The sequence below is a fragment of the Corynebacterium aurimucosum genome (genome assembly GCF_046895345.1).
Classification (GTDB): Bacteria; Actinomycetota; Actinomycetes; order Mycobacteriales; family Mycobacteriaceae; genus Corynebacterium; species Corynebacterium aurimucosum_G.
Genome location: NZ_CP160096.1, coordinates 1,757,314 through 1,782,733 on the forward strand (window position 1 = coordinate 1,757,314; position 25,420 = coordinate 1,782,733).

Genomic DNA, 25,420 nt, shown 5'->3' on the forward strand with positions numbered 1-25,420 from the left:
CATGTTTTCCGGTTTCCATATCAGCCGCGCCTGAGCACTGATTGTACTTGGCCGCGGGGGCGGCTTCGCCCCTGCCCTTGGTTTCGGCCATGGGCTCCGCCCTTGGGCGCTGGGCTCTGCCGCTGTGGCTGTGTATGCGATTGGGCTTGGGCAGCTCGCTGCGCAGACTTTTCCAGCTCGTCCTGTGCTTTAGCCATGGCCTTCTCAAATTCCAGCAGCCGTGCGGCCGTACGCTCGCGGAATCCGCGTGCGAACTCGTCGAAATCATTGTGCGGCATTACCACTGCCCTGCCTTTCGTGCGTGTACGGAGGAGGTTTCTGAACTTTCTTGCGGGGGCATTTCTGGTTTGGCCTCAGCCCCAGCAGGTGGAGTGGGCGCAGGTTCAGGTGCGGACGCCGGCGCTTCCGCTGCTTGCATGTGTGCGAGCTTCTCTGGCGGTGCCTCTGGCTCAGGAACATTGTTCAGCTCCGGCGGTGGCGGTGTCACACCGTTGTCAGGAGCAGGCTCTGGTGCAGGCGGTGGGCAGGGTTCGGGCTCTGGCTGCGGTTCTGGCTCGGGTACAGGCTCCGGTACGGGCTCCGGCTCCGGCAGATTCTCCACGAAGTCCATAGCTGCCTCAGCCAACAGACCCAGCCCCAGAATGGCAACGCCCATGCCAAGCAGGCCTAAGCTTCCACAGCAGGCTTCTTCAGGCTTGCACTCACCTTCTCCCGAAGCTGGCGTCAGCTGTGGCTCCTCGCAGTCCTCGCCTTCTACTGGCTCTTCAGGGCAATCGATCACTTCCTGTTGGACAGGTTCGGTGGGCACCTCCACCCCCGCATCTGCAGGCTTCGTGGTACCTATTTCACGCTGATGCCCACCACACCCGCACGACTGTGCTTCCTTTTCTGCATTGCAGCGGCACGGTGTGTGCTCCTCTTCTGGTGCCGTTGAAGCGGGCTCAGTCGGCACATGGCTCGGCTCAGTCGGCTTCGCCGCCTGTGACTTCTCTTCCACCGGTAGGCACTCTTCTTCAGGCACCGCGGCGGGCTGGGTGGGATCCGTCTTTTCTGGTGGTGTCACCGGCGCTTCTGGTTTCGGCTCTACAGGTTGCTGCGGTGCAGCTGGCGACGAAGGCTGAGACGGTGCGGACGGGGCTGGAGCTGGTGAAGGCTGGGCTGGTGCACAAGGTTCAGGCTCAGGTTGCGGGCACTCTTTCGGCTTCTCCTCACAGCCGCATTCGGGCTCTGGTGGGGTTTCCGGCAGCTCCCGCTCGCACACCTCGGTGCAGCGCCGTTCAAACTCGTCATAGCAATTCTCAATGGCGGTATCGCGGTCCCGGCACGTTTGCGTGATGGTGTCATTCGTCTGATCGATAAGCTCCCCACCAATGCGCGATATCACCGGGATGATGACCTTTCCCAGAGGATGCCGCTGCAACAACATGGTCAAGATGTTAATCAGTGGAATCACAGCAGAGATAAGCTCTGCCACCGCGGAATCAGAAACATCAACGACATCTTCGATGGCATCCGAACACTGCTGCGCGGATTCCACCAAATCATCGGCTTCGTCCCTTTCCTTTTCGAAATCGTCTTGCACGCCGCGCAAATGATCCATGATCGCTCCCCCGGCCAGCGATAGAACCGTACCGAGAAGGAATTCCCGCAACCCGTTACCACCGCGCCCTGGCCGGCGAGCACCCATCGCCGACGCAGTGTTCATAACCAAGTCGCCTGGGTTAATCCCATCGACCGACCCCACCATGTCCCCCAACAAGCCAATAGGCGTGCTGGGCCCGGAATAGCCTCCTTGGCTTGCCGCCTGGAACTGGGACACCGCTTGTGAATAATCACCCAAGAGTGACTTGACCATCGTGGACATCAATTCACCCCTGCTTCCTGGTCACCGAGTTGCCCGGCGAGGCCGCGGTCCACGTCCCCGAAAGCACGCAGTTGTTCGCGCGCGGCATCCGCTGTGGCCGATATATTCTCTAACCGCCACGCACCGCGTTCATGGAGCCGGTTCAACAGGGTCTGAATCTGTGCGCCGTGCCCGCCGAAATCACGCCCCGCGGAGGATTGGGGAAAGTTCGGCCTATCCCCGCGGTGCGCGTCACTTTGGGCACGGGTTTGGTCCACGACGGCGTCGAGAAGCCGCGTGGCTTCATCCTCATCAAAAAATACGTCGGGCATATGCGCCCTCCTTCTCGTCCACAACAAACAGTGATTCCTGCTTTATTGGACTGAGAAACATCCCCTTTGGTTCCCACACCACCCCACAAAACACGAAACCCCAGGGCAGAAGCCTGGGATTGTGGTGGAATGAGTAGAGCTAAACTGCAGCAACGACGGCCGCAAGCTTGCCTGCGACCTTGCGCGCCTGCTCCTCTTCAGCAGCCTCAACCATGACTCGGAAGAGCTCCTCAGTGCCGGACGGGCGCAGCAGAACACGGCCGGTATCACCGAGCTCCGCCTCGGCAGCAGCGATAGCTTCCTTAACCTCAGGGGCGTTAAGGATGACGGCCTTGTCGGATACCGGAACGTTAATGAGCACCTGCGGCAGCACCGTCATCACGGAGGCCAGCTCCTTGAGGGACTTTCCGGACTTAGCCATGCGCGCCATGATGGACAAACCGGTCAGCGTGCCATCACCAGTGGTGCAATCATCCGGCAGCACCACGTGGCCGGACTGCTCACCGCCCAAAGAGAAGTCACCGCGATTGAGCTCTTCCAGCACGTAGCGGTCACCCACGGCGGTTTCCCTGACCTCGATGCCCTGCTCCTGCATCGCCAGCTTCAGACCCAGGTTCGACATCACGGTGGCCACCAGGGTGTTGAAGCGGAGATCGTTTTCTTCCTTCATGCCTACGGCGAGCAGCGCCATGATCTGGTCACCGTCCACGACGTTGCCTTCGGCATCCACGGCTAGGCAGCGGTCAGCGTCACCATCGTGCGCGAGGCCCAGATCGGCGCCGTGCTCGACGACGGCCTCCTGTGTCTTCTCAATGTGCGTCGAACCGCAATCCTCATTGATGTTGAAGGCGTTGGGCTTGTTGTGAATGGCAATGACCTCAGCGCCCGCAGCCTCATAGGCCTGCGGTGCAACCTTGGAAGCCGCACCATTTGCAGTGTCGACGACAACCTTGATGCCGCTGAGATCAGTGGTGACGACCTCCGCCAAGTGCTTGAGGTAGCGCTCGCGGCCGTCGGGAGCCTCCGAAATAATACGACCAATCTTGGTCGCAGTCGGACCATCTTCAGTGAGATTGTCCATAGCAGCCTGGATGCGGTCTTCGACCTCATCCGGCAACTTCTTGCCGCCGGCGGAGAAGAACTTGATGCCATTGTCCGGCATCGGGTTATGGGAAGCTGAGATCATCACGCCGAGATCTGCCCCAAAATCATCGGTAAGGAACGCAATAGCCGGGGTAGGCAGCACACCGACACGCACGACGTCGACGCCGCGCGATGCCAAGCCCGAAGCAATCGCTGCATCCAACATCTCACCCGACACACGCGGGTCACGCCCGATAATCGCCAGAGGGCGGCGCTCATAGGACTCACGGTCGGAAGTAAAAACCTCCGCCGCGGCCTGGCCTAAGCGCAGCGCGAGAATCGGTGTGAGCTTCTTATTCGCGAGACCGCGAACTCCATCGGTTCCAAAAAGTCGAGTCATAATTGTTCATTATGCACGGTACGCACCACCTTTTGCATGTTGGGGACGCTCCTCAGCAAGCCGCAACCTTCGGTTCCTCGTTGCAGAATCCCGTCCAGTGTTCTCCAAGCTCGTGTATCTAAGTCGCACTGACGCCGGGCTGATGTGAAACGATTAACAATGCGACACCTCATTCTTGTGTCATAGAGAGGAATACCCGTGAAGGATTCACACATAGCAGGCGATCAACCGCCTGCAACTACGTCAAGCAGAACAAGGAGCGCGATCGCTAAAGCCGCATCGGGTGAGCGCTCGATCCACCCCGCGCTCATTCCTGGCGTCAGCGTTGAGGACACCCGCGCCGATTTCAAGACAAACAAAACGGTCTTCGCCGTCGCTTTGGCCGCAACGATTGGCATCATTATCTGGTCAGTCATTGCACCAGATAATCTGGCCGCTACGGGAAGCAACCTGCAGTCGTGGGTCGTGCAGAATTTTGGGTGGCTGTTCACCATCGTCATGATCGCAGCAACCATATTTCTGCTGTCGATTGCGATTGCCCCGACGGGAAAGATCAAACTCGGTTCTGATGATTCGGAGCCTGACTTTTCTCGTTCTTCATGGATCGCCATGTTGTTCGCAGCCGGACTGGGAATCGGTCTGGTCTTCTATGGGCCAATGGAACCGCTTTCCCACTTTTTAACTCCACCTCCCTACCTTTCTGATGTGGAACCCGCCAGCGAGGCAGCGGTCCTTCCGGCCTTCACACAAGCAATCCTCCACCAAGCCACCTTGCCGTGGATGGTCTACGCTCTTGTCGGCGGCTCACTTGCTTATGCTGCATACCGCCGCGGACGCCTTCCCCTCATTTCCTCACTTTTCGAGCCCCTGGCCCCTGACTCCAATAACCGAGCAGTGGGCAAAGTCGTCGACATCTTTTCAGTCCTTGTAACGCTGTTCGGCACCGCCACCTCCCTCGGTATCGGTGCACTGCAGATTCGCACGGGAACATCGATCATCACCGGAAAGCCACTTGAAGGCGATGGCACCATCATTGCCATCATTACGATCCTCACCGTCGTCTTCATTTTCTCGGCCATGTCCGGAATCCAACGCGGAATCCGCATTCTTTCGAATATCAACATGGGCCTCGTCGTCGGTTTAGGGTTGTTTGTCCTCCTTACTGGACCGACGCTATACATCCTGGATTTGATCCCCGCATCGATACTGCAATTCTTCAATAACTTTGCGGACATGATGTCCGTAGCACCCTCGCAGGGCGAGATCGAGAAGGAATTCGTTACTGCGTGGACCATGCTCTACTGGGCGTGGTGGATTTCTTGGTCGCCTTTCGTCGGTATGTTCATCGCAAAGATCTCGCGCGGCCGCACTATCCGTGAGTTTGTTCTCGTCATCATGCTCGTCCCGACGTCCCTTTCTCTGCTGTGGTACGTAATCTTTGGCGCCACCGCTATCAAGACTCATCTCGACGGGAATGGAATCGAAATTATTGATTCTGGTGAGAACGTCATGTTCGACGTCATGAGGACTCTGCCGCTGTCTAGCATCAGCACCGTCGCTGTCCTCATCGCCGTGATTGTCTTCTTCAATACCGCAGCTGATTCTGCAACAAACGTTATGGGCTCTATGTCCCAATCCGGCCGCCCAGTTCCTTCACGTCCGATTTCCGTCATGTGGGGAGCGGCACTCGGAGGAATCTCTCTGGCGCTGCTGTTGATTGCCGGCGAAGATGCTCTCAGCGGTTTGCAGTCAATAATGGTGTCGTGCTCGCTGCCTTTTGCCTTCATCCTCATCGGAGTCATGGTCGCCTGGGGCAAAGACCTCATACGAGATCCTCTCATCATGCGCAAGAACTACGCATACGCCGCCATTGCTCGTGGTGTCGAACACGGCCTGCAGGAGCACAACGGTGACTTCATCTTCGGCTCTTCGGCGGTTCCAGAAAGCCAAGGTGCGGGAGCAGACATTGAAAGCGATGATCCTTATCTCCACGAGTGGTACACCGAATCGGCAACGGATGAATACCTTGCGGACCAAGCTCGGACACGTGACCAACAGCGAGCAGAACTTGAACACTTTACAGAGAGCCAAGAAAAGGATTCACAGGACGACCATTAGCCTCGTCGAGTGATTCTCTGCCACCCCCGCCTGCGCCTCACACCACATCTAAGGTTGCGAGGGGCGGCGGGGTTTCTTGTGTGCACGCAGCGCCTCAGACACCTCAGCACTGCCATACATGGCAAAAGCCGCCGCCTCCACGAAAGGGAAGCAGCGGCTTTCGAAAAATGCAGTAAGCGAAGATTAACGCTTGGAGTACTGCGGGGCACGACGTGCCTTGTGCAGACCAGCCTTCTTGCGCTCCACGGCACGAGCATCACGGGTGAGCAGGCCAGCCTTCTTGAGGGCCTGGCGGTCAGCCGGGTTGTAGATGTTCAGTGCGCGGGCGATAGCCAGGCGCAGAGCGCCGGCCTGACCGGTCGGGCCACCACCGTTGACGGTGACCTTGATGTCGAACTGACCCTCGCGCTCGAGGATGGTCAGCGGCAGCAGGATGTCCTGCTGGTGCAGCTTGTTCGGGAAGTACTCGTCAAAGGCGCGGCCGTTGACGGAGATGTTGCCGGAACCAGCAACGAGGCGAACGCGAGCGATGGCGCGCTTACGGCGACCAACGGTCTGGATCGGGCCCTCGTGGATAGCCGGGGCAGCGGTCTCAACCTCAGCCTCGGTATCGGTTGCCAGGGAATCACCGATGGTGTTGGTGAACTCCTCGGTAGCGGCGGTTGCTGCAGCGATGTCGGCAGCGTCGGCTACATTGTTGTCGATGTTCTGCTCGGTCATTACTGTGCCACCTGCTTAAACTCAAAGGTTTCCGGCTTCTGGCCGGCGTACGGGTGCTCCTCGCCCACGAAAACGTGCAGCTTCTTGATGGAGGCGTTGGAAAGCTTGTTGTGCGGCATCATGCCCTTTACAGCTTCCTCGATAACGCGGACCGGGTTGGCGTCCAGGGACTGACCAAGGGTCATGGACTTCAGACCGCCCGGGTAACCGGAGTGGCGGTAGCGCATCTCGCGCTCGCGCTTGTTGGAGGAAATGTGGATCTTGTCCGCATTCAGGATGATGATGTGGTCGCCGCAATCAACGTTCGGTGCGTACTGGGGCTTGTGCTTGCCGCGCAGCATGTCAGCCACGGTGGAAGCGAGCTTGCCCAGAACCACGTCGGTAGCGTCGATGACGTACCACTTGCGGGTGATGTCACCGCTCTTCGGGTGGAAAGTAGACAAAATGACTCCTTGAAAGTCTGTCTCGGAACTGCCGGCCATCGCTATGTAAGCCCCTACGCGGTACATACAGCGGCCGGTGGAGACCTGCAGCACGCGCGCACCAACGTTCAACGAGGGTGCGGACACATAGGTGTTTCACTTTAGTACGCAGCGGATCAAAAACCCAAAACGCCGATATCGCCCCTCACCAACGCCTCCATCTCAGCTAATTCGGGGTGGGGGTTCGAGACAGAAACGTTGATGAGAAGCGATACCGGCGCCTTTTACTGAGTGGGCGGAGGGTGGTGTGGGTCAAGGTGGCGCGTCCAGCTCTTCCATTCTCTGCGCCACTCCCCTAGCCTCCGCGCCTTCCTCCCTCCCGCTCACTGCTCATGGTGGTGAATGGTCAGGCAGAAAGTGTCCGCACACCCAGCTCAAGACTTACAGTCGGAGTGGTTTAGCCCCAGCTAGCGGCAGCGCGACGGTTAACGTCGCTCATATTGTCATTGCCCTGAGAAACCGTGGTGGAGATGGTCGCCAGCACCGTATTGAGCTCGGCGGCTGCCTTGTCCCACTTGGCCTGCGCCGCGTTATATGCGGCAGCGGATTCTCCTTCCCACGTCGATACCATCGGCTGCAGGGTGGACTTGAGGTCACCGAGGAGCCCGTTGATGCGGCCGGAGGTGGAGTTGATGTCGGCGGCGGCACCGGCGATGGCGCCAAACTGATACTTGATTCCAGACATTGCGTGTTCCTTCTCTTCTGTGTTCGTGCGTGATTCAGCGTGTGCAGTAGTCAGTGAAAGCAGCTCGTGTTTAGAGGGCCAGGCCCGCGCCGCCAACGTTCTCGAAAGACTGGGCGTTATCAGCCTCGACCGAATCAAAGTTGCGGGCGTTGTCCCTGATGTTCTCGCTGATGGCGGTCAGCGCCTCACGCAACTGCTGCGCGGAGGAGTTATAGCGCTGCATTAGGTTGTCAAAGGAAACTTGCGCGCGGCCTGCCCAGCTGCCACGGACGGAGTCCACAACACCTTGCAGGCGGGTGAGTTCCCCCTGTACCTCGTCGTTGGTGGAGTCGACGCGGCCAGCGGTGGCCACCATTACGTCGGCTTCTGTGCGGAACGTTTGAGTCATGTCCTTCTCTTTCTGTCTTGTTCCCTACCTTGGGGCGTATCCCTTATTCCTAGGGATTGGTGTGTGTTTCTTTCCCCCGAGAAGCACCCTGTGTCCTTCTCACCCTTATTGGACTGAGCTAGTGGCTCATCGGTTCCCGCTATTTTTCAGATTCTTTGAGATTCGCAGAACTTTCCCGCTTAGTCCTTCTTGACCAGCGATTCTTCCGCCATTCGGCAGGCAGCCTTCTGCACTACATTGGGCTCAAACTTGGTGTGACAGCCCACGGATATCTGATGGCCCTTGTCTTCCCACATCATCCACGTCACCCGGGAGCCGTCACCGGGGTCCTCGATATAAGTCAACCGCCCAGACTCCTCTACCGGATCACGGAGGGCCGGGTCGGATTCAATCTGCTCTTTGATCTCTGCGAACAAAACGTCGACAGGCACATTGAAAAGTGGATCAGCAGCCAAGAGGATGCGCAGGTTGGGGTCGTCACCGGCAGCGGTGACCAGACCATCCTCCACGCTGGTGCGGAATCCTTGAGGAAGCACCAGGGACATTCCCTCCACATCGATGGCCTGCTGACCGGGTCGCAGCTGCCTGCTTCCGGATTCCTCAGCTCCGGTCCCCTCAGCAGAGCTCTCGGGCTGTGCTTCCGTGTCGGGATTCGGGGCCGTGCCCGAAGAGCCGGAGGCGGCGGATGCCCCTTCAACTGCCTGATCAGGAGTCGACGCTGCCACAGCCGCATCCTTGCGACCGACAGTCCACCACGACACCCCGGCCACTACGAGCACCATGACCGCGATAGCAATGTAGAAAGGATCGATACCTCCCAACAAAGCAGACCAACGCGATGGCGCCGCACGGTGCGAACGCCCGCGGCGGCCAGGCCGGGACAGCACGGCAGTCGCCGCGTCCTCATCCCCAAGGTCCTCGTGCTGCGTGCCCACGACCAAACAGGAAGAAGACGGTGCAGCACTAGCCGCAACAGACACGGACGGCGGCGATGGTTCTGGTTCCTGCACGGTCGCACCCGCGCCAGCGAGCTGACGGCGCAGAATACTCACGGCTTCGACGCTGACCTCCGTTCCGGAGGGATCCGCCACCACATCAACGTTGATATCCGGCCATTCCGCCCCGCAGACCTTTTCGGCTTGGTCGAGGACTGCCTCCAGCGCCCAGCCTTCGACAATTCCAGTGCCGGGCAGGTCATAGCGATAGATCGTCTCTGGGCCTTCATAAATCGTGGCGGCATCGAGCACCGTAATAACTAGCGTGGTCTCAGGCGCGGTTGTCGGGGTTCGCAGTGTATGCGTCGTGGTCATTGGTTCTCTCCCTTGTTGCTTGTGGTCTGTAGTGAGGTATGTGAACTATCGGCGCTTGGCACATAGACCTGCGCCAAGCCTTGGGATACGCCGCGGACGACCCATTGGCCGCGGCCGGGCGGCAATGTCGTCGGTTTGATGCCGAAGATGGCGCCTTCGTCACGGTCAGCGTCGAGAAGCAGCAGCGCCGGCTGCAGGTCCCGCACCGCCGAGAGGAACTGCCCAAACATCGCGCGCCCAATGCCGCCTGCTTTGCGCGCGAGCACCAGGTGCAACCCCACATCGCGGGCGTGCGGGAGGAGCTCCAGCAGAGGTGCTAGCGCTATCTCGCTGACGAGGTCGAGGTCATCGATGACAAGGTAAATATCTGGGCCCTGCCACCAGCTCCGCGCAGCGAGCTGGGCAGGGGTGACGTCGGCGCCGGGGAGGCGCTGCTCTAGGGTGCGCACCGTATCGAGAATGGCTTGGGTGGCCGCGCTTGCCGACGCCCCATAGGCCGCAACCATCTCCTCATCCAGCGTCCCCAAATGCGCGCGGCGCTCATCGATGACCACCAGGCGGGCTTCCTCCCGACTCAGCTGGCTGATTCCGGCGAGAATCACGCTGAGAAAATGCGATTTGCCGGAGCCTTGAGAGCCAATGCACACGAGGTGAGGCTGGACGCCCGGATCCCAGTCGAGGACCTCCAGGTCCGGTCCACCAATGCCCCAGGCCACGCCGTCTGATGACGAACCATCTTCCGGCTCAGGCAATTCGGTGAGCACAGCGGGCAGCATCTTCACCGGTGGGACCGGAACAGCATCCGCATGCACGCCACAGATATGAGCGATATCCTGCGGTGAGGTCGCTGCAAAAAGGAGGTTTTCCCCTGCCAAAGTAATCCCTCGCCCGGGTGCTGCCGGCAACTTCTGCTGCGCCTTGCGGTCGATGAGGGAATCCATGGCTTCGCCCAAGCGAAGCTCCAGGCGGGCCGCGATGAGATCCCGAATCGACGGCCGCAAACTGGTCCACCGCGCCGCCGCAATCAAGACGTGAACGCGGGCGGAGGCACCGTCAGCAACCAACTGGGTAATCGGCTCAGCTAAGTCCTCAAAGTCTGCCCCGGAGGTACCGATGTGGTGCCAGCCGTCCACGATCAAAAAGGTGTGGCGAGTTTCCGGGCGGCGCACGAGGCCGGCGACTTCATCGACGATGCGCCGCACCTTTTCCGGTTCCTCACGGCCGGCCACCCCAGCTACATGAGGCAAACGGTCCAACACCCGCAGCTGCCCGCCTCCTAGGTCGATGACATAAAAGCGCACCTGGTCCGGCGAATGCCACAGGGCCATACCGGAGGCGATACTGCGCAGCGCCATCGATTTTCCTGACTGCGGTCCGCCGCACAGTGCGAGGTGCCCACCGCCCGTCGTGAAATCCACGAGCAGCGGGTCTTGACGCTGGTGATAAGGGCGATCAATAAGCCCCACCTCCGCGCGTAGCCCGCCGCCTGCGCTGAGTGAATCCGTGCGCAGAGCGGCAACGCTGGATAGCTCCACCACGGGCGGCAAGGGTGGCAACCAGATTCGCCTCGCTGACTGGCCGCGCTGGGAGGCTTCCTCCCGGGCGGCAGCCACCACTGTGTCCAGGAGTGTGCTCGAAGAATCCACGAGCTCCGTATAGTCCGCGTCCTCCTCCGCTGTACGATGCCCACTAAAAAGCTCCACGCGTGCCGAATGCCGCGCATGTTCGGCCACATGATCACGCACTACCCGGCGCGTGACCGGGCCAGAAACATAAGAAGCCTGAAAGCGCGTGGGGGCATCGGCATCCGTTTTGAGGTAGCCGGCTCCCGGCTGGGCGGGGAGGTGATAAGCATCGGGCACGCCGAGGACCTGGCGGGATTCCCCGGCGGAGAAAGTCTTCAACCCAATGCGATAAGACAGGTGTGAGTCCAATCCCCGCAAGCGCCCTTCCTCCAAGCGCTGGGAGGCCAGCAACAGGTGCACGTGCAGCGAGCGGCCGAGCCTTCCCACCGCGACGAAGAGTTCAGCGAAGTCCGGGTGCTGCCCCAACAGCTCCGAAAACTCATCCACCACGATGACCAACGCCGGCAGCGGCCCGTGCTCCGCCACCGCGGCAGCGGAGGCGTTGAATTCGCCCACGTTGGCAAAATTTCCTGCCTTGCGCAGCAGCTCCTGGCGGCGGTTCATCTCGCCGGAGATGGCATCGTACATTCGCTCCACCAGGGTGGATTCTTCTTCCAGGTTGGTAATCACGGCGGAGGTGTGCGGCAGTTCCTCACAGCCCAAGAAGGTGGCGCCACCTTTGAAGTCAACGAGTACGAGGTTGAGTTCCTCCGGGCTGTGCGTGGCGGCCAGCGCTACGACAAGCGTTCGAAGTAATTCCGATTTTCCGCTGCCTGTAGCACCAATGCATAACCCATGCGGCCCCATCCCGCCCTGCGCGGACTCCTTTAGGTCAAGCATCAGAGCGTGCCCAGACTCGTCGACACCGATGGGCACGCACAGCCGCTCAGCAGGGCTGCGCCCCTGCCACATGCCGGAGGCTTGGAGCGCATCTACATCCCGGAAGCCCAGTAACGAGGGCACATCCGCATTGCGGCCGTGCCGCGGCGTGGATGCGACATCGCCACCGAAGGGGCGGTGATAGGGCGCGAGGGTGCGGGCGTGGAGGAGGGCCGTGGGGACGTCGACAAGCGCGCAGCTTCCCAGCTCCTCCTCGCCCGCGGCAGTAACCACGGAGAGCGTGCTTTCCGCCCGCAGGTAGATGCCCTCTTCCTCGGCGCGGCGGCCCAGCGGCGAATGGGGTGTCACCCCCACTGCGATGGTGGTTGTGGGGCTATCCCCCAGCGCGTCACTGTGCAGCACACCAACGCTATGCCCTTGTTCCTCCGTCATGACGCAGATACGAAACTGCGCCTGGTCAGGCTCCTTGGAATGCGGCAGCCACTTCAACCATCCCCATTCCGCACCGTGATACTCAATGCCCACGGTCTCCGGGCCATGCAGCACCGCCAGGTGTAACAGCAGCGCGCGGGCCACCCCAGCGGCGTCTTCACCGGCCAGGCCGACGACGGGAAAGGCCTGCAGCTGGATGATCACCGGCATATCCGCGAGGGTTCCCACCGCACGCACGGTCTGTCGCAGGCTCACCGCGCACACCGGGTCGAGGTCTTCCGCCGCACCCGAATCCGGCACATTAATGGGAGTACACAGGGCCATCGGTCCCGTCCCCACCCGCACTTCCAGGGCATCCGGGGCATCTGCCGTCCGCTCCCACAGCCGCGGGGTGGGGATCAGCGCGCCAAGCTGTTCAGGGTCAGGGTTGCGGTGTTCCTCGTGCGCACGTTGCGCCGCCCCGCGCTCCAGTGCTTCCTCCCGCAGCGCCTTGAGGTGGCGCAAGTAGGTCCGGCGGGTCTCATCCGGATCTTGCCCGCCTGCCTGTGGGTTAAACATCATGGCCATGCTGGCCAACATCATGAGCGGGAACATGAGGCTCATGGGACTGATCCGTCGTGCATCCCCCGCTCCGAGAACCATAAGCGCCACCATGCCCAGCATGGCCGCGATCATCACCAGCGGCATGAGCAGGCGCACGAGCGGCACAGGTTGCGTGCGAGCCGCCTCCGGCACCGCCTCGGCGTCAATGCTGCCCTGCGGCAACGGTGGTGCTGGCTCCCGATAGGCCACCACCCCAGTGCCAACGACGCGTGTAGGTACGCGCATGTCAAAGTCCTTCCCCCCGAAGTACTCCACCGCCTCCTTAAGCGGTGGACAGCGTGCCACCAGTAAGCCACAATGTGAGGCAATGGGCAAGGGGTTGCCCAGAAAAATTTTTCGGGGGAGGTACTTTCCATGACTCGCGCACTTGCGCATTCCATTCACGTCACCGTCCGCATCCATGCAGGACAGACCCGCAAAGAAGCAGATGTATCGCTACCGCTTTCTTCCAGCGTCGGGGAGGTGCTGGGAGAATTGCTCGTGCTTGTCGACGTCCCCCGGCCCCCATCCTCTGGCGCGCCACCACCGCGGCGGGCAAGACCATATCGATGACCACGCCACTCGACCGCACCAATTTGGAAGACGGCTCCATACTGGTGCTCAGCCCAGATGCGCCGACACCGGCGCCTATCGTGCGGGATGCCGCGGAGGCACTCGCTGCCGAGGCCTCGACCACGCAGCTGTCTGGTCTAGCCGAGTTCTGGGGCGTGGCAGGGCTTATCGCCGTCGGAGCCTTGCTCGCCGCCGCCCTATCTCCCTCGATTGGCTGCGCCGCCGCTGCACTCCTCGGCCTCGTGCTCGCGGCGTGGACCCGGCGCGGTTCTCTGCTTGCGACCGCCCACGTTGCTGCTGGTCTGGCGGGGGCGCTGTCCACTGGTTCACCTGTCGCTACTGGCCCAGCCGGAACCGTGATTCCGGCCGCACCACTCGTGGGTGCTGCGGCGGCCGTGGGCGCTGTGGCGGTGCTCTCCCACGTGGTGCGTATTGGCGGATTACGTGCTCGGGCAAGTGCCGCCACGTGGTGCCTGCTCGCGCTCGTCGGTGTGCTTGGCCCCGGCCCGTTGCTTGCCTCCACTGTGGTCTTGCTCGCGGCCTCTCCCCTGCTGACCACGCGGCTTGCTGGCCTCCGAGTGCCGCAACTGCCCACCGCCGGGCAGGACTTGAGCATCTCGGATGAGGATCCCACGGATAACTCACTCAAAGCCCGGCGCGCCGGGCAGGCCTACGAAGGTATAGCGGTGGGCTGCACGCTGGCGGGCATTCCTTCCATCTTTCTCGTCGCGCTCAACGCTCACGCGGACGCAACCGTGGTTGCTTCCCAGGCATTATGCGTGAGCATCGCCGGAGCAGTCATCGTGCATGCGGCACGCCATGCCCGGCCCATTGCGGCGTGGGCACTGGGTATCTATGGCCTGGCCGCGGCTAGTGCCGCGGAGGCGGTACCTCTGCGCGAGTGGCAGCTGCTTAGTGCCCCGACTATGGGAACGTGGGTGCTCAGCGTGATCGCGGGTGTCATCGTGGTGGCCATGCTTTCAGTACCGGTGTGGGCAGGCAAACTACAGCAGATTGAGCCAACTACCATCGTGTGGTTCGAGCGGGCCGAGGCACTCGCGCTCGCCGCTTGCCTGCCGCTCGCCGCGCACCTGGCCGGGCTCTTCGAGTTCATTCGGGGGTTGGGAGCATGACAGCTCTAAACAGAATCAGCGCTGCCAGCACAGCCCTTGGCGCCGTCCTGGCTTGGGGTTCCTGCATGTTGCCCGGGCCGGTAGCTGCTGCCCGCGAACCGGATACCGCCTGTGCAGTAGCCACGCGGGCTCCGGCAGGACCACAGCCCTCGGCGCAGTACTCGGGGTATCGTACGCGGTTGCATTCCTTTGCCACGGGTGCCGGGGTGAAGGTCGCGGTCATCGACACTGGGGTGGCCGCCCACCCACAGCTGCACGTATCACCAGGAGCGGACTTCGTAACCCCGGAGGAACCAGACCCGCTGCGGGATTGTGACCTGCACGGAACGGTGGTGGCCGGCGTCATCGCAGGTAAGGAACTCGGCGTGGCTCCGGATGCGGAAATCTACTCCATCCGGCAGACCAGTTCGCATTACCGGGCTCCAGCAGCAGAGAGCAGTGAAGCTGAACGAGCTGGCTCCGGCACACTGGCCAGCCTGGCTGCCGCCATCGAGGATGCTGTTAACGCAGACGCAAAGGTCATCAACGTCTCCGTGGTCTCCTGCGTTCCGCAGGATGCCGCGGCAAGGGTGGACCGCGCTGGTGTGGATGCGGCGCTTCGCCGTGCAGAAGAGGCTGGGGCGGTGGTCGTGGCGGCGTCGGGAAACGCCACGGCTGGCGGTTGCGAAAAGGATGACGTGGTCTTTCCCGCGGAAGCCGAAACCGTCCTCGCGGTCGGCGCCTTAGCTACGCCGCATGACCTCGCGGAGTACTCCATCGACGCGCCCCTCAGCGCGGAAGGAAGCGTCCCTCTTGCGCTGGAACCCGGCGGCGGCTGGGCCACGGGAAAAGGCGACGCTACCTTTCAAGGCACCTCCTTTGCCGCGCCGCTGGTCAGCGGTACTCTCGCTTTGCTGGTGCAGCGATACCCCGGGGACTCCCCGGCACAGCTGCGCCAGCGCATTATTGATTCGGCCGAACCCGGGCACGGGGTGGTGGATCCCCTCACTGCGGTGACCTATCGGCCCCCGAGCGATTCCCGTAAGGATCGCTCGATAGCGGTCGCACCAGCGGCGGCATCGAAAGACACGTCCTGGTCACAGGTGCGTTTGCTCCTCGGGGCCTTAGGCTTGCTCATCCTCGTGGCGGTTTTCAGTGCTCAGCCTTTAAGGCCTCCGCGCGGCTTAAGGTAGAGCCTTCCGGCAACAGGCGCAGGATCTCCCACGGCACCTGCTCCGGTTCCTCCACGCCCAGCGCTCTCAGCTCCGCGGCACCAGCCAGCTCGTGGCGTCTGCCAGTGGCGGACACCACGTGATAACCGTGCCCGTTATCCACGCCCACGCCAGCTTGGAGTCCGGCGAAACGGTGCGCGGGCGAATCTCCCGGCAGGTCCACCGTGGCCGCCACCGGCCGCAGCGTGCCAGCACCCTGTTCGTGTGTCGCACACAACCAGCCTTGCTCAGGAGACAGGAAGTCCACGCGGGTGGTGGGCAGGTTGAAGGTCGGTGGGACGTCGCCCAGCGCGGCCACCTCTTGTGCCGGTGCGGGCAGGCGCTGAGCGCCCACGCCGACGAGCATCTCCGCCTGGGTGGGCGTGATGGAGAAAACACCCTGCTCCGTGCGCGCCCACAACTGCTCGCCGGTGTCGAGGATCTCAGGCGGCGCGGCTGGAAAGCTCAGCGGCTCCAGCTCTGTGAAGGCGTTGAGCAATTCCACGGGCATGGTCCATACAGCGGTTTCTGCAGTCATCCCCAACGCGCGGCGCAAGACCCTGCCCTGCGTGCTCGTAGCCTCAGGCAACACGACGCGCCCCTGCCCCGTCAGCAGCCACTGCGTTCCCGCGGATTCCACCACGGCGGCGTGCTCCGCATCGAAGGTAGGAACGGCATGGTGCGCCACCACGGTGACGATGCCGACGTGGCTGCTGGACTGCCAATTCTCGCCCTGCGTAGATTCCTCCAAACAGGCCGACCAGTCTGACTCCTCCCCCATCGCCGTGCCCAGGAGGTTAGGCGCATCCGCAATTCCCAGCGGTGTGCCCAGGTGCATCTGCTCCAGGAAGTTTTCGCCGGCGGCCTGCGCTTCGACCGGTTCGTTGGCGATGAGTCTGGCCGAAGCCAGGTTGGCCACCGGATGATAAGTGCCATTCACTAGCGCTAAGAGCTGCCCCTCAGAAGAACGCACCACGGGTGCATCCCCTGGCTGCGGGTCCGGCTGCATCCACGCGATGAGCCCCGATCCGAGACTCAAAAAGGCCACAGCGGCCACCCCGCCGAGCAAGGCGCGACGCCGTCGCTTTAGCGGATCATGAATCATGCGGATATCCCCGAAGACCAGGCCGTGCTCGAGGCGACGCAGTAGAAACTTGTGCCCAGACACCTGGGCCTTGGTAGTAGGCAACGCGCGTGCCATGAGAATCCTCCCCCGAATCAGTGCGCCACCCTCCCACGGCGCAGTATGTTCTAGATTAACCTAACCCGGTATCTTCTGCAGCGCGACGGCTGCGGGTCATCTCCGCGCGCGCGGCTAACTGGTCCGCATCGGGATAGTCCACGCCGACTAGGCTCAAACCCGCTGCCGGGGCGAGGGGAATCTGGGAAGACCTGCTGGTCTCTTTAAGCATCTGGTCTGCGAAATCCACGTCGCGGGAGCCTTCGCCCACCCGCAAGCAGCAGCCTACGAGACAGCGCACCATGGACCAGCAAAAAGCATCGGCGCTCACGTGCGCCTCATAAAGCTGCGGCTCGGCCGGCGTGGAGACATCCCTCCACTCAAAGGCCAGCAGCTCACGGATGGTGGTTGCGTGCGGCTTGGCCTTGCAGAAGGCTACGAAATCGTTGAGGCCTACCAGCCTGTCGGCGGCTGCCTGCATCAGATCCAGGTCCACCGGTTTGAACCAGGTCGCGGTATCGCGAGCGCGGGTCGGCAGTGCCCCGCGCGGATGCGTCGTAATGCGGTAGACATAGTGGCGGCGTAGCGCCGAAAAGCGTGCATCAAAATCGGGCGATACTTCGGTGCAGACGTGCACACGGACGTCGACGGGCAGCAGCTTGGCCAGCCGCCTGACCAGCTTGTGCGGCTGGCCGTCGATGCTCCGTTGGCTCAGCGCCTCACGGGTGGTGTCGAAGTGAGCCACCTGACCGCTGGCATGCACGCCCGCGTCGGTCCGCCCGGCCACGGTGAGCTCCACGGGGTGGCGCAGCACCATGCTCAGTTTCTCCTCCACGGTCTGCTGCACCGTGCGAAGCCCACCTTTCTGCCGAGCCCAACCATGGAAGTCGGTGCCGTCATAGGCCAAGTCCAGTCGCAGGCGAACGCTTTCACTCATGGGGGTTGATGATACCGTGCACCCGAAGCGACGTGCAGACTGCGTCGGTGGTCCGTTTTAACAAATAGTGGCCTGAAAACTGCAATTTTTGGACCCTTATTTGTTAAAACGGTACTTCATCCAGTGCACCTGCGCCGGGGCCCGTAGAAGACGACAGAGGCCCGCGTCCCACCACAGTGGTGAGCGCGGGCCCTTTAAAGACCTAAAGAAGAATTACTTCTCCTCGGTGGTCTCCTCAGCCTCAGCCTCTTCAGCCTTAGCGGACTCAGCCTCGGCCTCTTCAGCCTTAGCTTCCTCGGCCTGCTTGGAGGCAGCAGCGCGGGTAGCGCGGTTAGCCTCGGAGGTCACGGTCTCCTCGAGAACGAGGGAGATCTGGGACATCGGGGCGTTATCGCCGGAGCGGTTCTCCAGCTTGATGATGCGGGTGTAGCCACCCTCACGGTTCTCGAACTTCGGTGCCAGCTCATCAAAGAGGTAGGCAACAACATCCTTGTGCGGGATGAGCTTGAGAACTGCGCGACGGTCAGCAACGGTGCCGGCCTTCGCCTTGGTGATGATCTTCTCGATGTACGGACGAAGAACCTTCGCCTTGGCATCGGTGGTCTTGATTGCGCCGTGCTCGATCAGGCTCGCAGCCATGTTGCTCAGCAGGTGCTTCTGCTGGCTGGCGGAGCCGCCGAGACGCGGACCCTTCTTGGGGGTAGGCATTATGTACTCCTCGTGTGCGGATTAATTGAGCGCGCGACGGGCGCAAAAGTCGCGCCGTCACGATGCAGTGGAATTCTTTACTCGGAATCGTCGGAAGCCGGATCCTTGAAGTCACCGGTTTCTGCGTCGTAGCCTTCCAGCTGGGTCGGGTCGAAGTCCTCAGGAGTGTCCTTGAGGGCCAGGCCCAGGTTAGCCAGCTTGATCTTTACCTCATTGATCGACTTCTGACCGAAGTTGCGGATATCCAGCAGGTCCGACTCGGTGCACTCAGCGAGCTCACCAACAGTGTGGATTTCCTGACGCTTCAGGCAGTTGTAGGAGCGGACGGAGAAGTTCAGATCCTCGATCGGCATGCTGTAGGCAGCGATGTACTCCGTCTCCTGCGGGGACGGGCCAATCTCAATGCCCTCAGCGGCGGTGTTCAGCTCGCGGGCCAGGCCGAAGAGCTCGACCAGAGTGCCGCCGGCGGAAGCCAGAGCGTCGCGTGCGGAAATCGAGTTCTTGGTCTCGACGTCGATGATCAGCTTGTCAAAGTCGGTACGCTGCTCAACACGAGTAGCTTCAACCTTGTAAGAGACCTTCAGCACCGGGGAGTAAATCTGGTCGACCGGAATGCGGCCGATTTCTCCCGAGGTAGCAGCAGCCGGAACGTAGCCACGGCCGCGCTCGACGACGAGTTCCATCTCCAGCTTGGCGGACTCATTCAGCGATGCAATGTGCAGATCCGAGTTGTGGATCTCGACGCCAGCCGGCGGCTGGATATCGCCTGCAGTGACCTCACCCGGGCCTTCCTTGCTCAGGTACATCACAACCGGCTCGTCGGAGTCGGAGGACAGAACCAAGCCCTTGACGTTCAGGATGATCTCGGAAACGTCTTCCTTCACACCGTTGATGGTGGTGAACTCGTGGAGCACACCGTCAATTTTGATGGAGGTTACTGCCGCGCCCGGGATGGACGAAAGCAGCGTGCGACGAAGCGAGTTGCCAAGGGTGTAACCGAAGCCCGGCTCGAGCGGCTCGATGACGAACTTAGAGCGGGACGAGTCGATGAATTCCTCGGTGAGCTGAGGACGCTGGGAAATAAGCATGGAGTTTCTCCTTGTCGGCGCCCGCTATATGACGCCGGTAGAAGGGGTAAAGATGAAAGTGTCGAAGGATTACTTCGAGTAAAGCTCGACGATGAGCTGCTCCTGCAGCGGGACGTCGATCTGAGCGCGCTCGGGCAGCTGGTGCACGAGGATGCGCAGGGTGTCCGGAACGACCTGCAGCCACGCCGGAACGTTGGCGTCTACCAGGCGGTCCTGAGCCTCTTCGAACCATTCCATCTTCTGGGAACGCTCACGAACATCGATGATGTCGTACTGCGTAACGCGGAAGGAAGGTACGTTGATCTTCTTGCCGTTCACGGTGAAGTGACCGTGAGAGACAAGCTGGCGAGCCTGGCGGCGGGTGTTGGCCAGACCGGCGCGGTAGATCACGTTGTCGAGACGGGACTCGAGCAGAACGACGAGGTTGTCACCGGTCTTACCCGGGAGACGGTTAGCCTCGGCGTAGTAGCGACGGAACTGACGCTCCAGCACACCGTAGGTGTACTTGGCCTTCTGCTTCTCCTGGAGCTGCAGCAGGTACTCAGATTCCTTGATGCGGTTACGGCCAGCCTGTCCCGGTGGGTACGGGCGGCGCTCAAATGCCATGTCGCCGCCGACCAGGTCGACGCGCAGACGGCGGGATACGCGGGTAGCGGGGCCAGTATAACGAGCCATTTTCTTACCTCTTCCTTTCCCTTAAACCTTGCGGCGCTTGGTCGGACGGCAGCCGTTGTGCGGCTGTGGGGTGGCATCCGTGATCGAGGAAACCTCGAGGCCTGCAGCCTGCAGGGAACGGATGGCGGTCTCGCGGCCGGAGCCCGGACCCTTGACGAAAACGTCAACCTTCTTCATACCGTGGTCCATGGCCTTGCGGGCCGCGTTCTCTGCAGCCATCTGTGCTGCGAACGGGGTGGACTTACGGGAACCCTTGAAGCCGACGTGGCCGGAGGATGCCCAGGAGATGACAGCACCGTGCGGGTCCGTGATGGACACGATGGTGTTGTTGAAGGTGGACTTGATGTATGCGTGGCCAGCGGCCACGTTCTTCTTTACGACGCGACGACCACCACGGCGCGCGCCGGAACGAGTCTTGGGTGGCATGTTTTACTTCTTCTTTCCTGCGATCGTCTTCTTCGGACCCTTGCGCGTACGAGCGTTGGTCTTGGTGCGCTGACCACGAACGGGCAGGCCACGACGGTGGCGGATGCCCTGGTAGCAACCGATTTCAATCTTGCGACGGATGTCAGCCTGAACCTGGCGGCGGAGGTCACCCTCTACCTTCCAGGTAGCTTCAATGACGTCACGCAGCGCCGACAGCTGATCGTCGTCGAGGTTGTCGGTGCGCAGGTCGGGAGAAATGCCGGTCTTTTCCAGCAGTTCCTTGGCACGGGAAGGCCCGATGCCGTAGATGTAGGTGAGAGCAACCTCCATGCGCTTGTTGCGCGGGAGGTCAACACCAGCTAGACGTGCCATATGGCTAGTCCTTTCGGGTTGTTACGATGGTTTTCTCCTCATCCGCCCCCCGCCACGCATACGCTTCGCCCCGGGCCGTGCCGGGGAACTGTGGGCATGCTTAGCAGCGTGGGCTCAGGCCATCGCAGCCTGAGGTAGAAAGGGACGCACCAAGTGCGTCCCGTGGGTGAGGAGGCTTACTGTCTTTACTTGTAGCGGTAGACGATGCGTCCGCGGGTCAGGTCATAAGGAGACAGCTCCACAACGACGCGGTCCTCCGGGAGGATGCGGATGTAGTGCTGACGCATCTTGCCCGAGATGTGGGCGAGTACCTTGTGTCCGTTGTCGAGTTCGACGCGGAACATTGCGTTGGGCAGGGGTTCGACGATGCGACCCTCAACCTCGATTGCGCCTTCCTTAGCCATAACCTCTACTTTTCTGGTGAAGTGCGTGCCGCGCTTGGCGACGCCCCCACCTGCATGTTTGGTGTCTACTGCCTGGTGCCTCTAGCAGCCACTTCGGCTGCGTACAGACACCAGCACTAAAGCATACGCTGCGAGAACGGGTTTTCCAAATACAAAAGCCTCCCGTCACCACATGGTGCGGGAGGCGGTTGCCATGTTGCGGTGACTCGCTCACCGCTACGTCTTAGTAGATGAAGACCTTCGAGCCCATCGGTACATCATTCCAGTAGCGCACGGCATCCTGGTGGGTCAGGCGCACGCAGCCATTGGACTGGTATGCCGGGGAACCTTCGTGGAAGGCGTGGCCATTGTTGGTGAAGTACATGGCGTAGGGCATCGGGGCGTTGCCGAACTCCCAGGAGATCTCGTCCTTGATCTTGCGGTTGATGTAGAAGGTACCAGCTGGGGTTTCCTCACCCGGCTTGCCGACAGACATGCCCTGAGCGACGTAGGTGACGTTGCCGTTGCCATCCTGCAGCCAGGTACGGCTCCCATCACGGTCCACGCAGATGCGTGCATCTGCCGGGCAAGGACCAACATCGAAGCGCTGTGCCTGACGCTCAGCCTCGGCCTTGCGGGCAGCCTCTTCGGCAGCAGCCTTCTCGCGAGCGATCTGCTCAGCGTGGGCGCGCTCTTCAGCTTCGCGAGCGGCGCGGATCTCAGCATTCTTCTGGTCAATCAGCCCCGGGAAAATCAGCTCAATGGCACCATCGATAACCGGGCGGAGGGCATCAGCCGCCTGCGGGTTAACGCTCTGGAGCGTCTCCAACATCTGGTTGCGGCTATTCCACGCGTTCTCGCGGGTCTGGCCAGCGAACTCATCAAGCTGGGACTGAACGTCGGAAGACAGGGTGTCGATCGAAGGAACCGTCTGTGCGTTAGCGGCCGGAGCCACCGAGAGAGTGGCGGTTACCAGGCCAATTGCGGTGGCGCGACGTAGGGAACGGGCACCAACTAGGGAGCGAATCTTAGACATGGCAAGAAGTATAAACCTTCCTTAGGAGAAATGCCTACCCAGGACACATGTTTTAATAACGCTGAGTCAGGATGCGCGGACCATTCTCCGTGGCCGCCACCGTGTGCTCCCAGTGGGCAGATAGTGAACCGTCGAGCGTCACGACAGTCCAATCATCGTCGAGAACTTCATTGTCCTCGGTCCCCAGGGTCAGCATCGGCTCAATGGCGAGGACGGAGCCCTCCTGGATAATGGGGCCACGTCCCGCCTTACCTTCATTAGCCAGATAAGGCTCTTCGTGCATTTCACGGCCAATGCCGTGGCCACCGTAGCCATCGACGATGAATAGCTCCACGCCGAACTTATCCTCGGCGCGATAGGTAGCCTGCTCGAGGGCTGCGGAGACGTCGGTAAGCCGGTTGCCGGGAACCATGGCCTTGAGGCCTTCGTGGAGGACCCATTCGGTGGCGTCGCTCAGCGCCTGTGCTTCAGGGCTGAGTTTGCCGACACCAAACGTCCACGCACTATCCCCCACCCAGCCGTCGAGCGTGGCGCCGCAGTCGATGGAGACGAGGTCTCCCTCGGCCAGGAGAAGGTCTTTGTGAGGAATACCATGGACAATCACGTCATTGACGGAGGCGCAAATAGACCCTGGAAAGCCGCCATAGCCCTTAAAGGTGGGCACGGCGCCGGCATCCCGAATGGTTTGCTCGGCTACTTCATCGAGTTCGAGCGTACTCACCCCCACTGCCGCGGCGGCCCGCACGGCTTGCAGGGCGCGGCCGACAACTTCTCCGGCCGCCTGCATGGCGTCCAGCTCGCCCGGCGTGCGGGCGGGAATGGTCTTGGTGCGTCGTCGAAAAGCCATGGCTAGGTTGGCAGATTACTTGCCCATTGCCTGAAGGGTGCGCTCGTTGATCTCCTCAACGGTTCCTTCAGCCTTAATGGAGATGATGGCATCGCCGTAGTGCTCGATGAGCGGGAAGGTCTCCTCGCGGTAGACGCCTAGGCGGGTGCGAATGGTTTCCTCTGTGTCGTCCGCGCGGCCGCGAGCAAGCATACGCTCGACCACGACGTCCTCGGATACCTCAAAGTTCAGGACACCATCGAGCTGCAGGCCCTTGTCGGCGAGTAGCTTCTCCAGGATGTCGGCCTGCTCCACGGTGCGTGGGAAGCCGTCGAGAAGGAAGCCGTCCTTGGCGTCATCCTGGTTGAGGCGGTCCTCCACCATGCGAGCCGTAACGTCGGTCGGCACCAGCTTGCCGGCATCAATGTAGGACTTGGCCTCTACGCCGAGCGGGGTGCCCTCACCAATGTTGGCGCGGAAGAGGTCACCGGTGGAGATGTGCGGAACGCCGAGCTTCTCGCTGAGGAGAGCGGCTTGGGTGCCCTTGCCGGCACCGGGAGGGCCAAGGAGTACGTAACGCATTACTTAAGCAGTCCTTCGTAGTTGGATTGTAGGAGCTGGGACTCGATTTGCTTGACCGTGGTCAGGGCCACCGAGACCATAATGAGGATGGCGGTACCACCGAAAGCGGAGGTACCAGCGGCACCAGCGCTGCCGATTCCAAGATCCAGGAGGATATTCGGCAAGACGGCGATAACCGCGAGGTAGATCGAGCCGACGAACAACAGACGGTTCATGACAAAGCCTAGGTACTCGGCGGTCGGTCGGCCCGGGCGAATGCCCGGGATAAATCCACCATACTTCTTCATGTTCTCAGCCTGCTCGGCCGGGTCATATTGAACCGAAACGTAGAAGTAGGAGAAGAAGATGGTGAGCACGAAGTACAGGACGATGTACTGCCAGGAGCTCGGCGACTGCAAGTGCGCGATGACATTGCGCTGCCACCAGTTATCAGACACCCCGGCGGAACCGGAGTTAACGATCTGGGTGATGAGCACCGGCATGTAGATCAGCGAGGAAGCGAAGATGACCGGGATAACGCCAGCCTGGTTGACCTTAAGCGGCAGGTAGGTGGAGGAACCACCATACTGGCGGCGGCCTACCATGCGCTTGGCGTATTGCACCGGAATGCGGCGCTGGCCCTGCTCGATGAAGGTAATGCCCACGACGAGGAAGATGAGACCGGCAAGAACCATGGCGAAGACCAGGCCGCCATTGTTCTGGAGGATGTTAATGCCGTCGGTAGGAAGGCGGGTAGCAATACCGGCGAAAATCATCAGCGACATACCGTTGCCGATGCCCTTCTCAGTAATCAGCTCACCCATCCACATCACGAGGATGGCACCAGAGGTCATGGTGATAACGAGCACGATGAGGGTAAAGAAGTTGCGGTCCTCTGCTAGAACGCGCACGCCTTGTCCTAGAAGCTGCTCGCGGTCCGCCAGCGCCACGATGCCCGAAGACTGCAGTAGCGCTAGTGCCAGGGTGAGATAGCGCGTGTACTGGGTCATCTTGGCCTGACCGGACTGGCCCTCTTTCTTCAGCTGCTCGAAGTGGGGAATCACCACGGTCAGCAGCTGCACAATAATCGACGCCGTAATGTACGGCATGATGCCGATGGCGAAGATGGACAGCTGCAGGAGCGCACCACCGGAGAACAGGTTGATCACCGAATAGAGGTTGCCTGCTTCCTCCGTGAGGTCACGAAGACGGCCGGCGATGGTGGCGTAATCAACGCCCGGCGACGGGATCTGTGCGCCAACGCGGTAGAGGATGATCAACACGAGGGTGAAGATGATCTTCTTACGCAGGTCGGCATCTCTGAAAGCCTGCAAAATGGCGGACACTACTAAATCCTCCTGGCCTACCGCGCTTGTTATGCGGTTCGAATTCGCCGCGCACGGGGGTGGATCTCATCTGTTCCCAAATTTTAAGAGTCTTTTTAAGGTCTCTCATAGGAACGGTTGAACACTTTTGACCCCATCACCCTACC

General features: G+C 61.2%; 25 protein-coding genes. 3 read left to right on the forward strand and 22 right to left on the reverse strand.

All coding sequences use genetic code 11. From position 1 onward, the window contains the following. Positions 1-20: 20 nt before the first annotated feature. The 4 genes from ABZS45_RS08320 to glmM all read right to left on the reverse strand — a co-directional run bounded on the left by ABZS45_RS08320 (position 21) and on the right by glmM (position 3,658). Positions 21-278: a hypothetical protein gene (locus tag ABZS45_RS08320; protein ID WP_412099429.1), complete on the reverse strand. Its 258-nt coding sequence runs from the start codon at positions 276-278 to the stop codon at positions 21-23. Next, positions 278-1,864, reverse strand: a complete 1,587-nt coding sequence (locus ABZS45_RS08325) for a zinc metalloprotease (RefSeq protein WP_412099430.1) — start codon at positions 1,862-1,864, stop codon at positions 278-280. Before ABZS45_RS08325 ends, ABZS45_RS08320 begins: the two co-directional genes overlap by 1 nt. Further along, complete coding sequence (locus tag ABZS45_RS08330) at positions 1,864-2,175, reverse strand: hypothetical protein (RefSeq protein WP_412099431.1); 312 nt, start codon at positions 2,173-2,175, stop codon at positions 1,864-1,866. Before ABZS45_RS08330 ends, ABZS45_RS08325 begins: the two co-directional genes overlap by 1 nt. A 139-nt stretch (positions 2,176-2,314) precedes the next feature. Further along, complete coding sequence (gene glmM, locus ABZS45_RS08335; protein WP_412099432.1) at positions 2,315-3,658, reverse strand: phosphoglucosamine mutase; 1,344 nt, start codon at positions 3,656-3,658, stop codon at positions 2,315-2,317. A gap of 198 nt (positions 3,659-3,856) precedes the next feature. Here glmM and ABZS45_RS08340 point away from each other — a divergent pair, with 198 nt between their 5' ends. After that, complete coding sequence (locus tag ABZS45_RS08340; RefSeq protein WP_412099433.1) at positions 3,857-5,776, forward strand: BCCT family transporter; 1,920 nt, start codon at positions 3,857-3,859, stop codon at positions 5,774-5,776. A 183-nt stretch (positions 5,777-5,959) separates the two neighbouring features. Here ABZS45_RS08340 and rpsI read toward each other — a convergent pair whose 3' ends face one another. From rpsI to eccCa, 6 genes are all read right to left on the reverse strand, one after another. Continuing rightward, positions 5,960-6,496 (reverse strand): 30S ribosomal protein S9, encoded by a 537-nt coding sequence (gene rpsI, locus ABZS45_RS08345; protein WP_070644433.1) that lies wholly within the window; start codon positions 6,494-6,496, stop codon positions 5,960-5,962. Beyond that, positions 6,496-6,939 carry a 50S ribosomal protein L13 gene (rplM, locus tag ABZS45_RS08350; RefSeq protein ID WP_010189505.1) on the reverse strand — a complete coding sequence of 148 codons (444 nt, stop codon included), beginning with the start codon at positions 6,937-6,939 and terminating at the stop codon, positions 6,496-6,498. Before rplM ends, rpsI begins: the two co-directional genes overlap by 1 nt. Positions 6,940-7,375: 436 nt before the next feature. Then, positions 7,376-7,663: a WXG100 family type VII secretion target gene (locus ABZS45_RS08355; RefSeq protein WP_412099434.1), complete on the reverse strand. Its 288-nt coding sequence runs from the start codon at positions 7,661-7,663 to the stop codon at positions 7,376-7,378. Positions 7,664-7,733: 70 nt separating this feature from the next. Then, positions 7,734-8,051 (reverse strand): WXG100 family type VII secretion target, encoded by a 318-nt coding sequence (locus ABZS45_RS08360; RefSeq protein WP_010189512.1) that lies wholly within the window; start codon positions 8,049-8,051, stop codon positions 7,734-7,736. Positions 8,052-8,230: 179 nt separating this feature from the next. Then, positions 8,231-9,361 carry a type VII secretion-associated protein gene (locus ABZS45_RS08365; RefSeq protein WP_412099435.1) on the reverse strand — a complete coding sequence of 377 codons (1,131 nt, stop codon included), beginning with the start codon at positions 9,359-9,361 and terminating at the stop codon, positions 8,231-8,233. After that, positions 9,358-13,086 (reverse strand): type VII secretion protein EccCa, encoded by a 3,729-nt coding sequence (gene eccCa, locus ABZS45_RS08370; RefSeq protein ID WP_412099436.1) that lies wholly within the window; start codon positions 13,084-13,086, stop codon positions 9,358-9,360. Before eccCa ends, ABZS45_RS08365 begins: the two co-directional genes overlap by 4 nt. 323 nt (positions 13,087-13,409) lie before the next feature. Between eccCa and eccD the strand changes: the two genes are divergently transcribed. Beyond that, a complete protein-coding gene (eccD, locus tag ABZS45_RS08375) occupies positions 13,410-14,546 on the forward strand; it encodes a type VII secretion integral membrane protein EccD (protein WP_412099437.1) in 1,137 nt (378 codons plus the stop codon). Next, complete coding sequence (locus ABZS45_RS08380) at positions 14,543-15,718, forward strand: S8 family serine peptidase (RefSeq protein ID WP_412099438.1); 1,176 nt, start codon at positions 14,543-14,545, stop codon at positions 15,716-15,718. The genes eccD and ABZS45_RS08380 overlap by 4 nt, the downstream gene beginning before the upstream one ends. On the opposite strand, the gene eccB is transcribed toward ABZS45_RS08380, so the two are convergent. From eccB to secY, 12 genes are all read right to left on the reverse strand, one after another. Next, entirely contained in the window at positions 15,678-16,937 is a 1,260-nt protein-coding gene (eccB, locus tag ABZS45_RS08385) for a type VII secretion protein EccB (protein ID WP_412099439.1), read from the reverse strand. The genes ABZS45_RS08380 and eccB overlap by 41 nt on opposite strands. 55 nt (positions 16,938-16,992) lie before the next feature. Continuing rightward, positions 16,993-17,853: a tRNA pseudouridine(38-40) synthase TruA gene (truA, locus tag ABZS45_RS08390; protein WP_412099440.1), complete on the reverse strand. Its 861-nt coding sequence runs from the start codon at positions 17,851-17,853 to the stop codon at positions 16,993-16,995. Positions 17,854-18,066: 213 nt separating this feature from the next. After that, positions 18,067-18,561: a 50S ribosomal protein L17 gene (rplQ, locus tag ABZS45_RS08395; RefSeq protein ID WP_412099441.1), complete on the reverse strand. Its 495-nt coding sequence runs from the start codon at positions 18,559-18,561 to the stop codon at positions 18,067-18,069. A gap of 77 nt (positions 18,562-18,638) precedes the next feature. Then, a complete protein-coding gene (locus ABZS45_RS08400; protein WP_010189530.1) occupies positions 18,639-19,649 on the reverse strand; it encodes a DNA-directed RNA polymerase subunit alpha in 1,011 nt (336 codons plus the stop codon). Between the two features lie 69 nt (positions 19,650-19,718). Then, a complete protein-coding gene (gene rpsD / locus ABZS45_RS08405; RefSeq protein WP_010189536.1) occupies positions 19,719-20,324 on the reverse strand; it encodes a 30S ribosomal protein S4 in 606 nt (201 codons plus the stop codon). A gap of 21 nt (positions 20,325-20,345) precedes the next feature. Further along, a complete protein-coding gene (gene rpsK, locus ABZS45_RS08410) occupies positions 20,346-20,750 on the reverse strand; it encodes a 30S ribosomal protein S11 (RefSeq protein WP_010189540.1) in 405 nt (134 codons plus the stop codon). Between the two features lie 3 nt (positions 20,751-20,753). After that, positions 20,754-21,122, reverse strand: coding sequence for a 30S ribosomal protein S13 (rpsM, locus tag ABZS45_RS08415; RefSeq protein WP_039673764.1), 369 nt, complete (start codon positions 21,120-21,122; stop codon positions 20,754-20,756). Positions 21,123-21,307: 185 nt separating this feature from the next. Beyond that, positions 21,308-21,526, reverse strand: a complete 219-nt coding sequence (infA, locus tag ABZS45_RS08420) for a translation initiation factor IF-1 (protein ID WP_003854422.1) — start codon at positions 21,524-21,526, stop codon at positions 21,308-21,310. 223 nt (positions 21,527-21,749) lie between these two features. Beyond that, positions 21,750-22,541 carry a L,D-transpeptidase gene (locus ABZS45_RS08425; protein ID WP_412099444.1) on the reverse strand — a complete coding sequence of 264 codons (792 nt, stop codon included), beginning with the start codon at positions 22,539-22,541 and terminating at the stop codon, positions 21,750-21,752. 52 nt (positions 22,542-22,593) lie between these two features. Beyond that, positions 22,594-23,388 carry a type I methionyl aminopeptidase gene (gene map, locus ABZS45_RS08430; RefSeq protein ID WP_412099446.1) on the reverse strand — a complete coding sequence of 265 codons (795 nt, stop codon included), beginning with the start codon at positions 23,386-23,388 and terminating at the stop codon, positions 22,594-22,596. 15 nt (positions 23,389-23,403) lie between these two features. Continuing rightward, positions 23,404-23,949 carry an adenylate kinase gene (locus tag ABZS45_RS08435; protein WP_412099447.1) on the reverse strand — a complete coding sequence of 182 codons (546 nt, stop codon included), beginning with the start codon at positions 23,947-23,949 and terminating at the stop codon, positions 23,404-23,406. Continuing rightward, entirely contained in the window at positions 23,949-25,274 is a 1,326-nt protein-coding gene (gene secY / locus ABZS45_RS08440; RefSeq protein WP_412099448.1) for a preprotein translocase subunit SecY, read from the reverse strand. Before secY ends, ABZS45_RS08435 begins: the two co-directional genes overlap by 1 nt. Between the last annotated feature and the right edge of the window lie 146 nt (positions 25,275-25,420).

Coding starts and splice junctions, on each gene's coding strand:
- ABZS45_RS08365 (WP_412099435.1), bottom strand. CDS start 9,361: ATGACCACGACGCATACACTGCGAACCCCGACAACCGCGCCTGAGACC.
- ABZS45_RS08355 (WP_412099434.1), bottom strand. CDS start 7,663: ATGTCTGGAATCAAGTATCAGTTTGGCGCCATCGCCGGTGCCGCCGCC.
- ABZS45_RS08320 (WP_412099429.1), bottom strand. CDS start 278: ATGCCGCACAATGATTTCGACGAGTTCGCACGCGGATTCCGCGAGCGT.
- rpsM (WP_039673764.1), bottom strand. CDS start 21,122: ATGGCACGTCTAGCTGGTGTTGACCTCCCGCGCAACAAGCGCATGGAG.
- rpsI (WP_070644433.1), bottom strand. CDS start 6,496: ATGACCGAGCAGAACATCGACAACAATGTAGCCGACGCTGCCGACATC.
- infA (WP_003854422.1), bottom strand. CDS start 21,526: ATGGCTAAGGAAGGCGCAATCGAGGTTGAGGGTCGCATCGTCGAACCC.
- rpsD (WP_010189536.1), bottom strand. CDS start 20,324: ATGGCTCGTTATACTGGCCCCGCTACCCGCGTATCCCGCCGTCTGCGC.
- truA (WP_412099440.1), bottom strand. CDS start 17,853: ATGAGTGAAAGCGTTCGCCTGCGACTGGACTTGGCCTATGACGGCACC.
- eccB (WP_412099439.1), bottom strand. CDS start 16,937: ATGGCACGCGCGTTGCCTACTACCAAGGCCCAGGTGTCTGGGCACAAG.
- ABZS45_RS08360 (WP_010189512.1), bottom strand. CDS start 8,051: ATGACTCAAACGTTCCGCACAGAAGCCGACGTAATGGTGGCCACCGCT.
- glmM (WP_412099432.1), bottom strand. CDS start 3,658: ATGACTCGACTTTTTGGAACCGATGGAGTTCGCGGTCTCGCGAATAAG.
- eccD (WP_412099437.1), top strand. CDS start 13,410: ATGACCACGCCACTCGACCGCACCAATTTGGAAGACGGCTCCATACTG.
- ABZS45_RS08400 (WP_010189530.1), bottom strand. CDS start 19,649: ATGCTTATTTCCCAGCGTCCTCAGCTCACCGAGGAATTCATCGACTCG.
- eccCa (WP_412099436.1), bottom strand. CDS start 13,086: ATGCGCGTACCTACACGCGTCGTTGGCACTGGGGTGGTGGCCTATCGG.
- ABZS45_RS08425 (WP_412099444.1), bottom strand. CDS start 22,541: ATGTCTAAGATTCGCTCCCTAGTTGGTGCCCGTTCCCTACGTCGCGCC.
- rplQ (WP_412099441.1), bottom strand. CDS start 18,561: ATGCCTACCCCCAAGAAGGGTCCGCGTCTCGGCGGCTCCGCCAGCCAG.
- ABZS45_RS08330 (WP_412099431.1), bottom strand. CDS start 2,175: ATGCCCGACGTATTTTTTGATGAGGATGAAGCCACGCGGCTTCTCGAC.
- ABZS45_RS08380 (WP_412099438.1), top strand. CDS start 14,543: ATGACAGCTCTAAACAGAATCAGCGCTGCCAGCACAGCCCTTGGCGCC.
- ABZS45_RS08435 (WP_412099447.1), bottom strand. CDS start 23,949: ATGCGTTACGTACTCCTTGGCCCTCCCGGTGCCGGCAAGGGCACCCAA.
- map (WP_412099446.1), bottom strand. CDS start 23,388: ATGGCTTTTCGACGACGCACCAAGACCATTCCCGCCCGCACGCCGGGC.
- rpsK (WP_010189540.1), bottom strand. CDS start 20,750: ATGCCACCCAAGACTCGTTCCGGCGCGCGCCGTGGTGGTCGTCGCGTC.
- ABZS45_RS08325 (WP_412099430.1), bottom strand. CDS start 1,864: ATGTCCACGATGGTCAAGTCACTCTTGGGTGATTATTCACAAGCGGTG.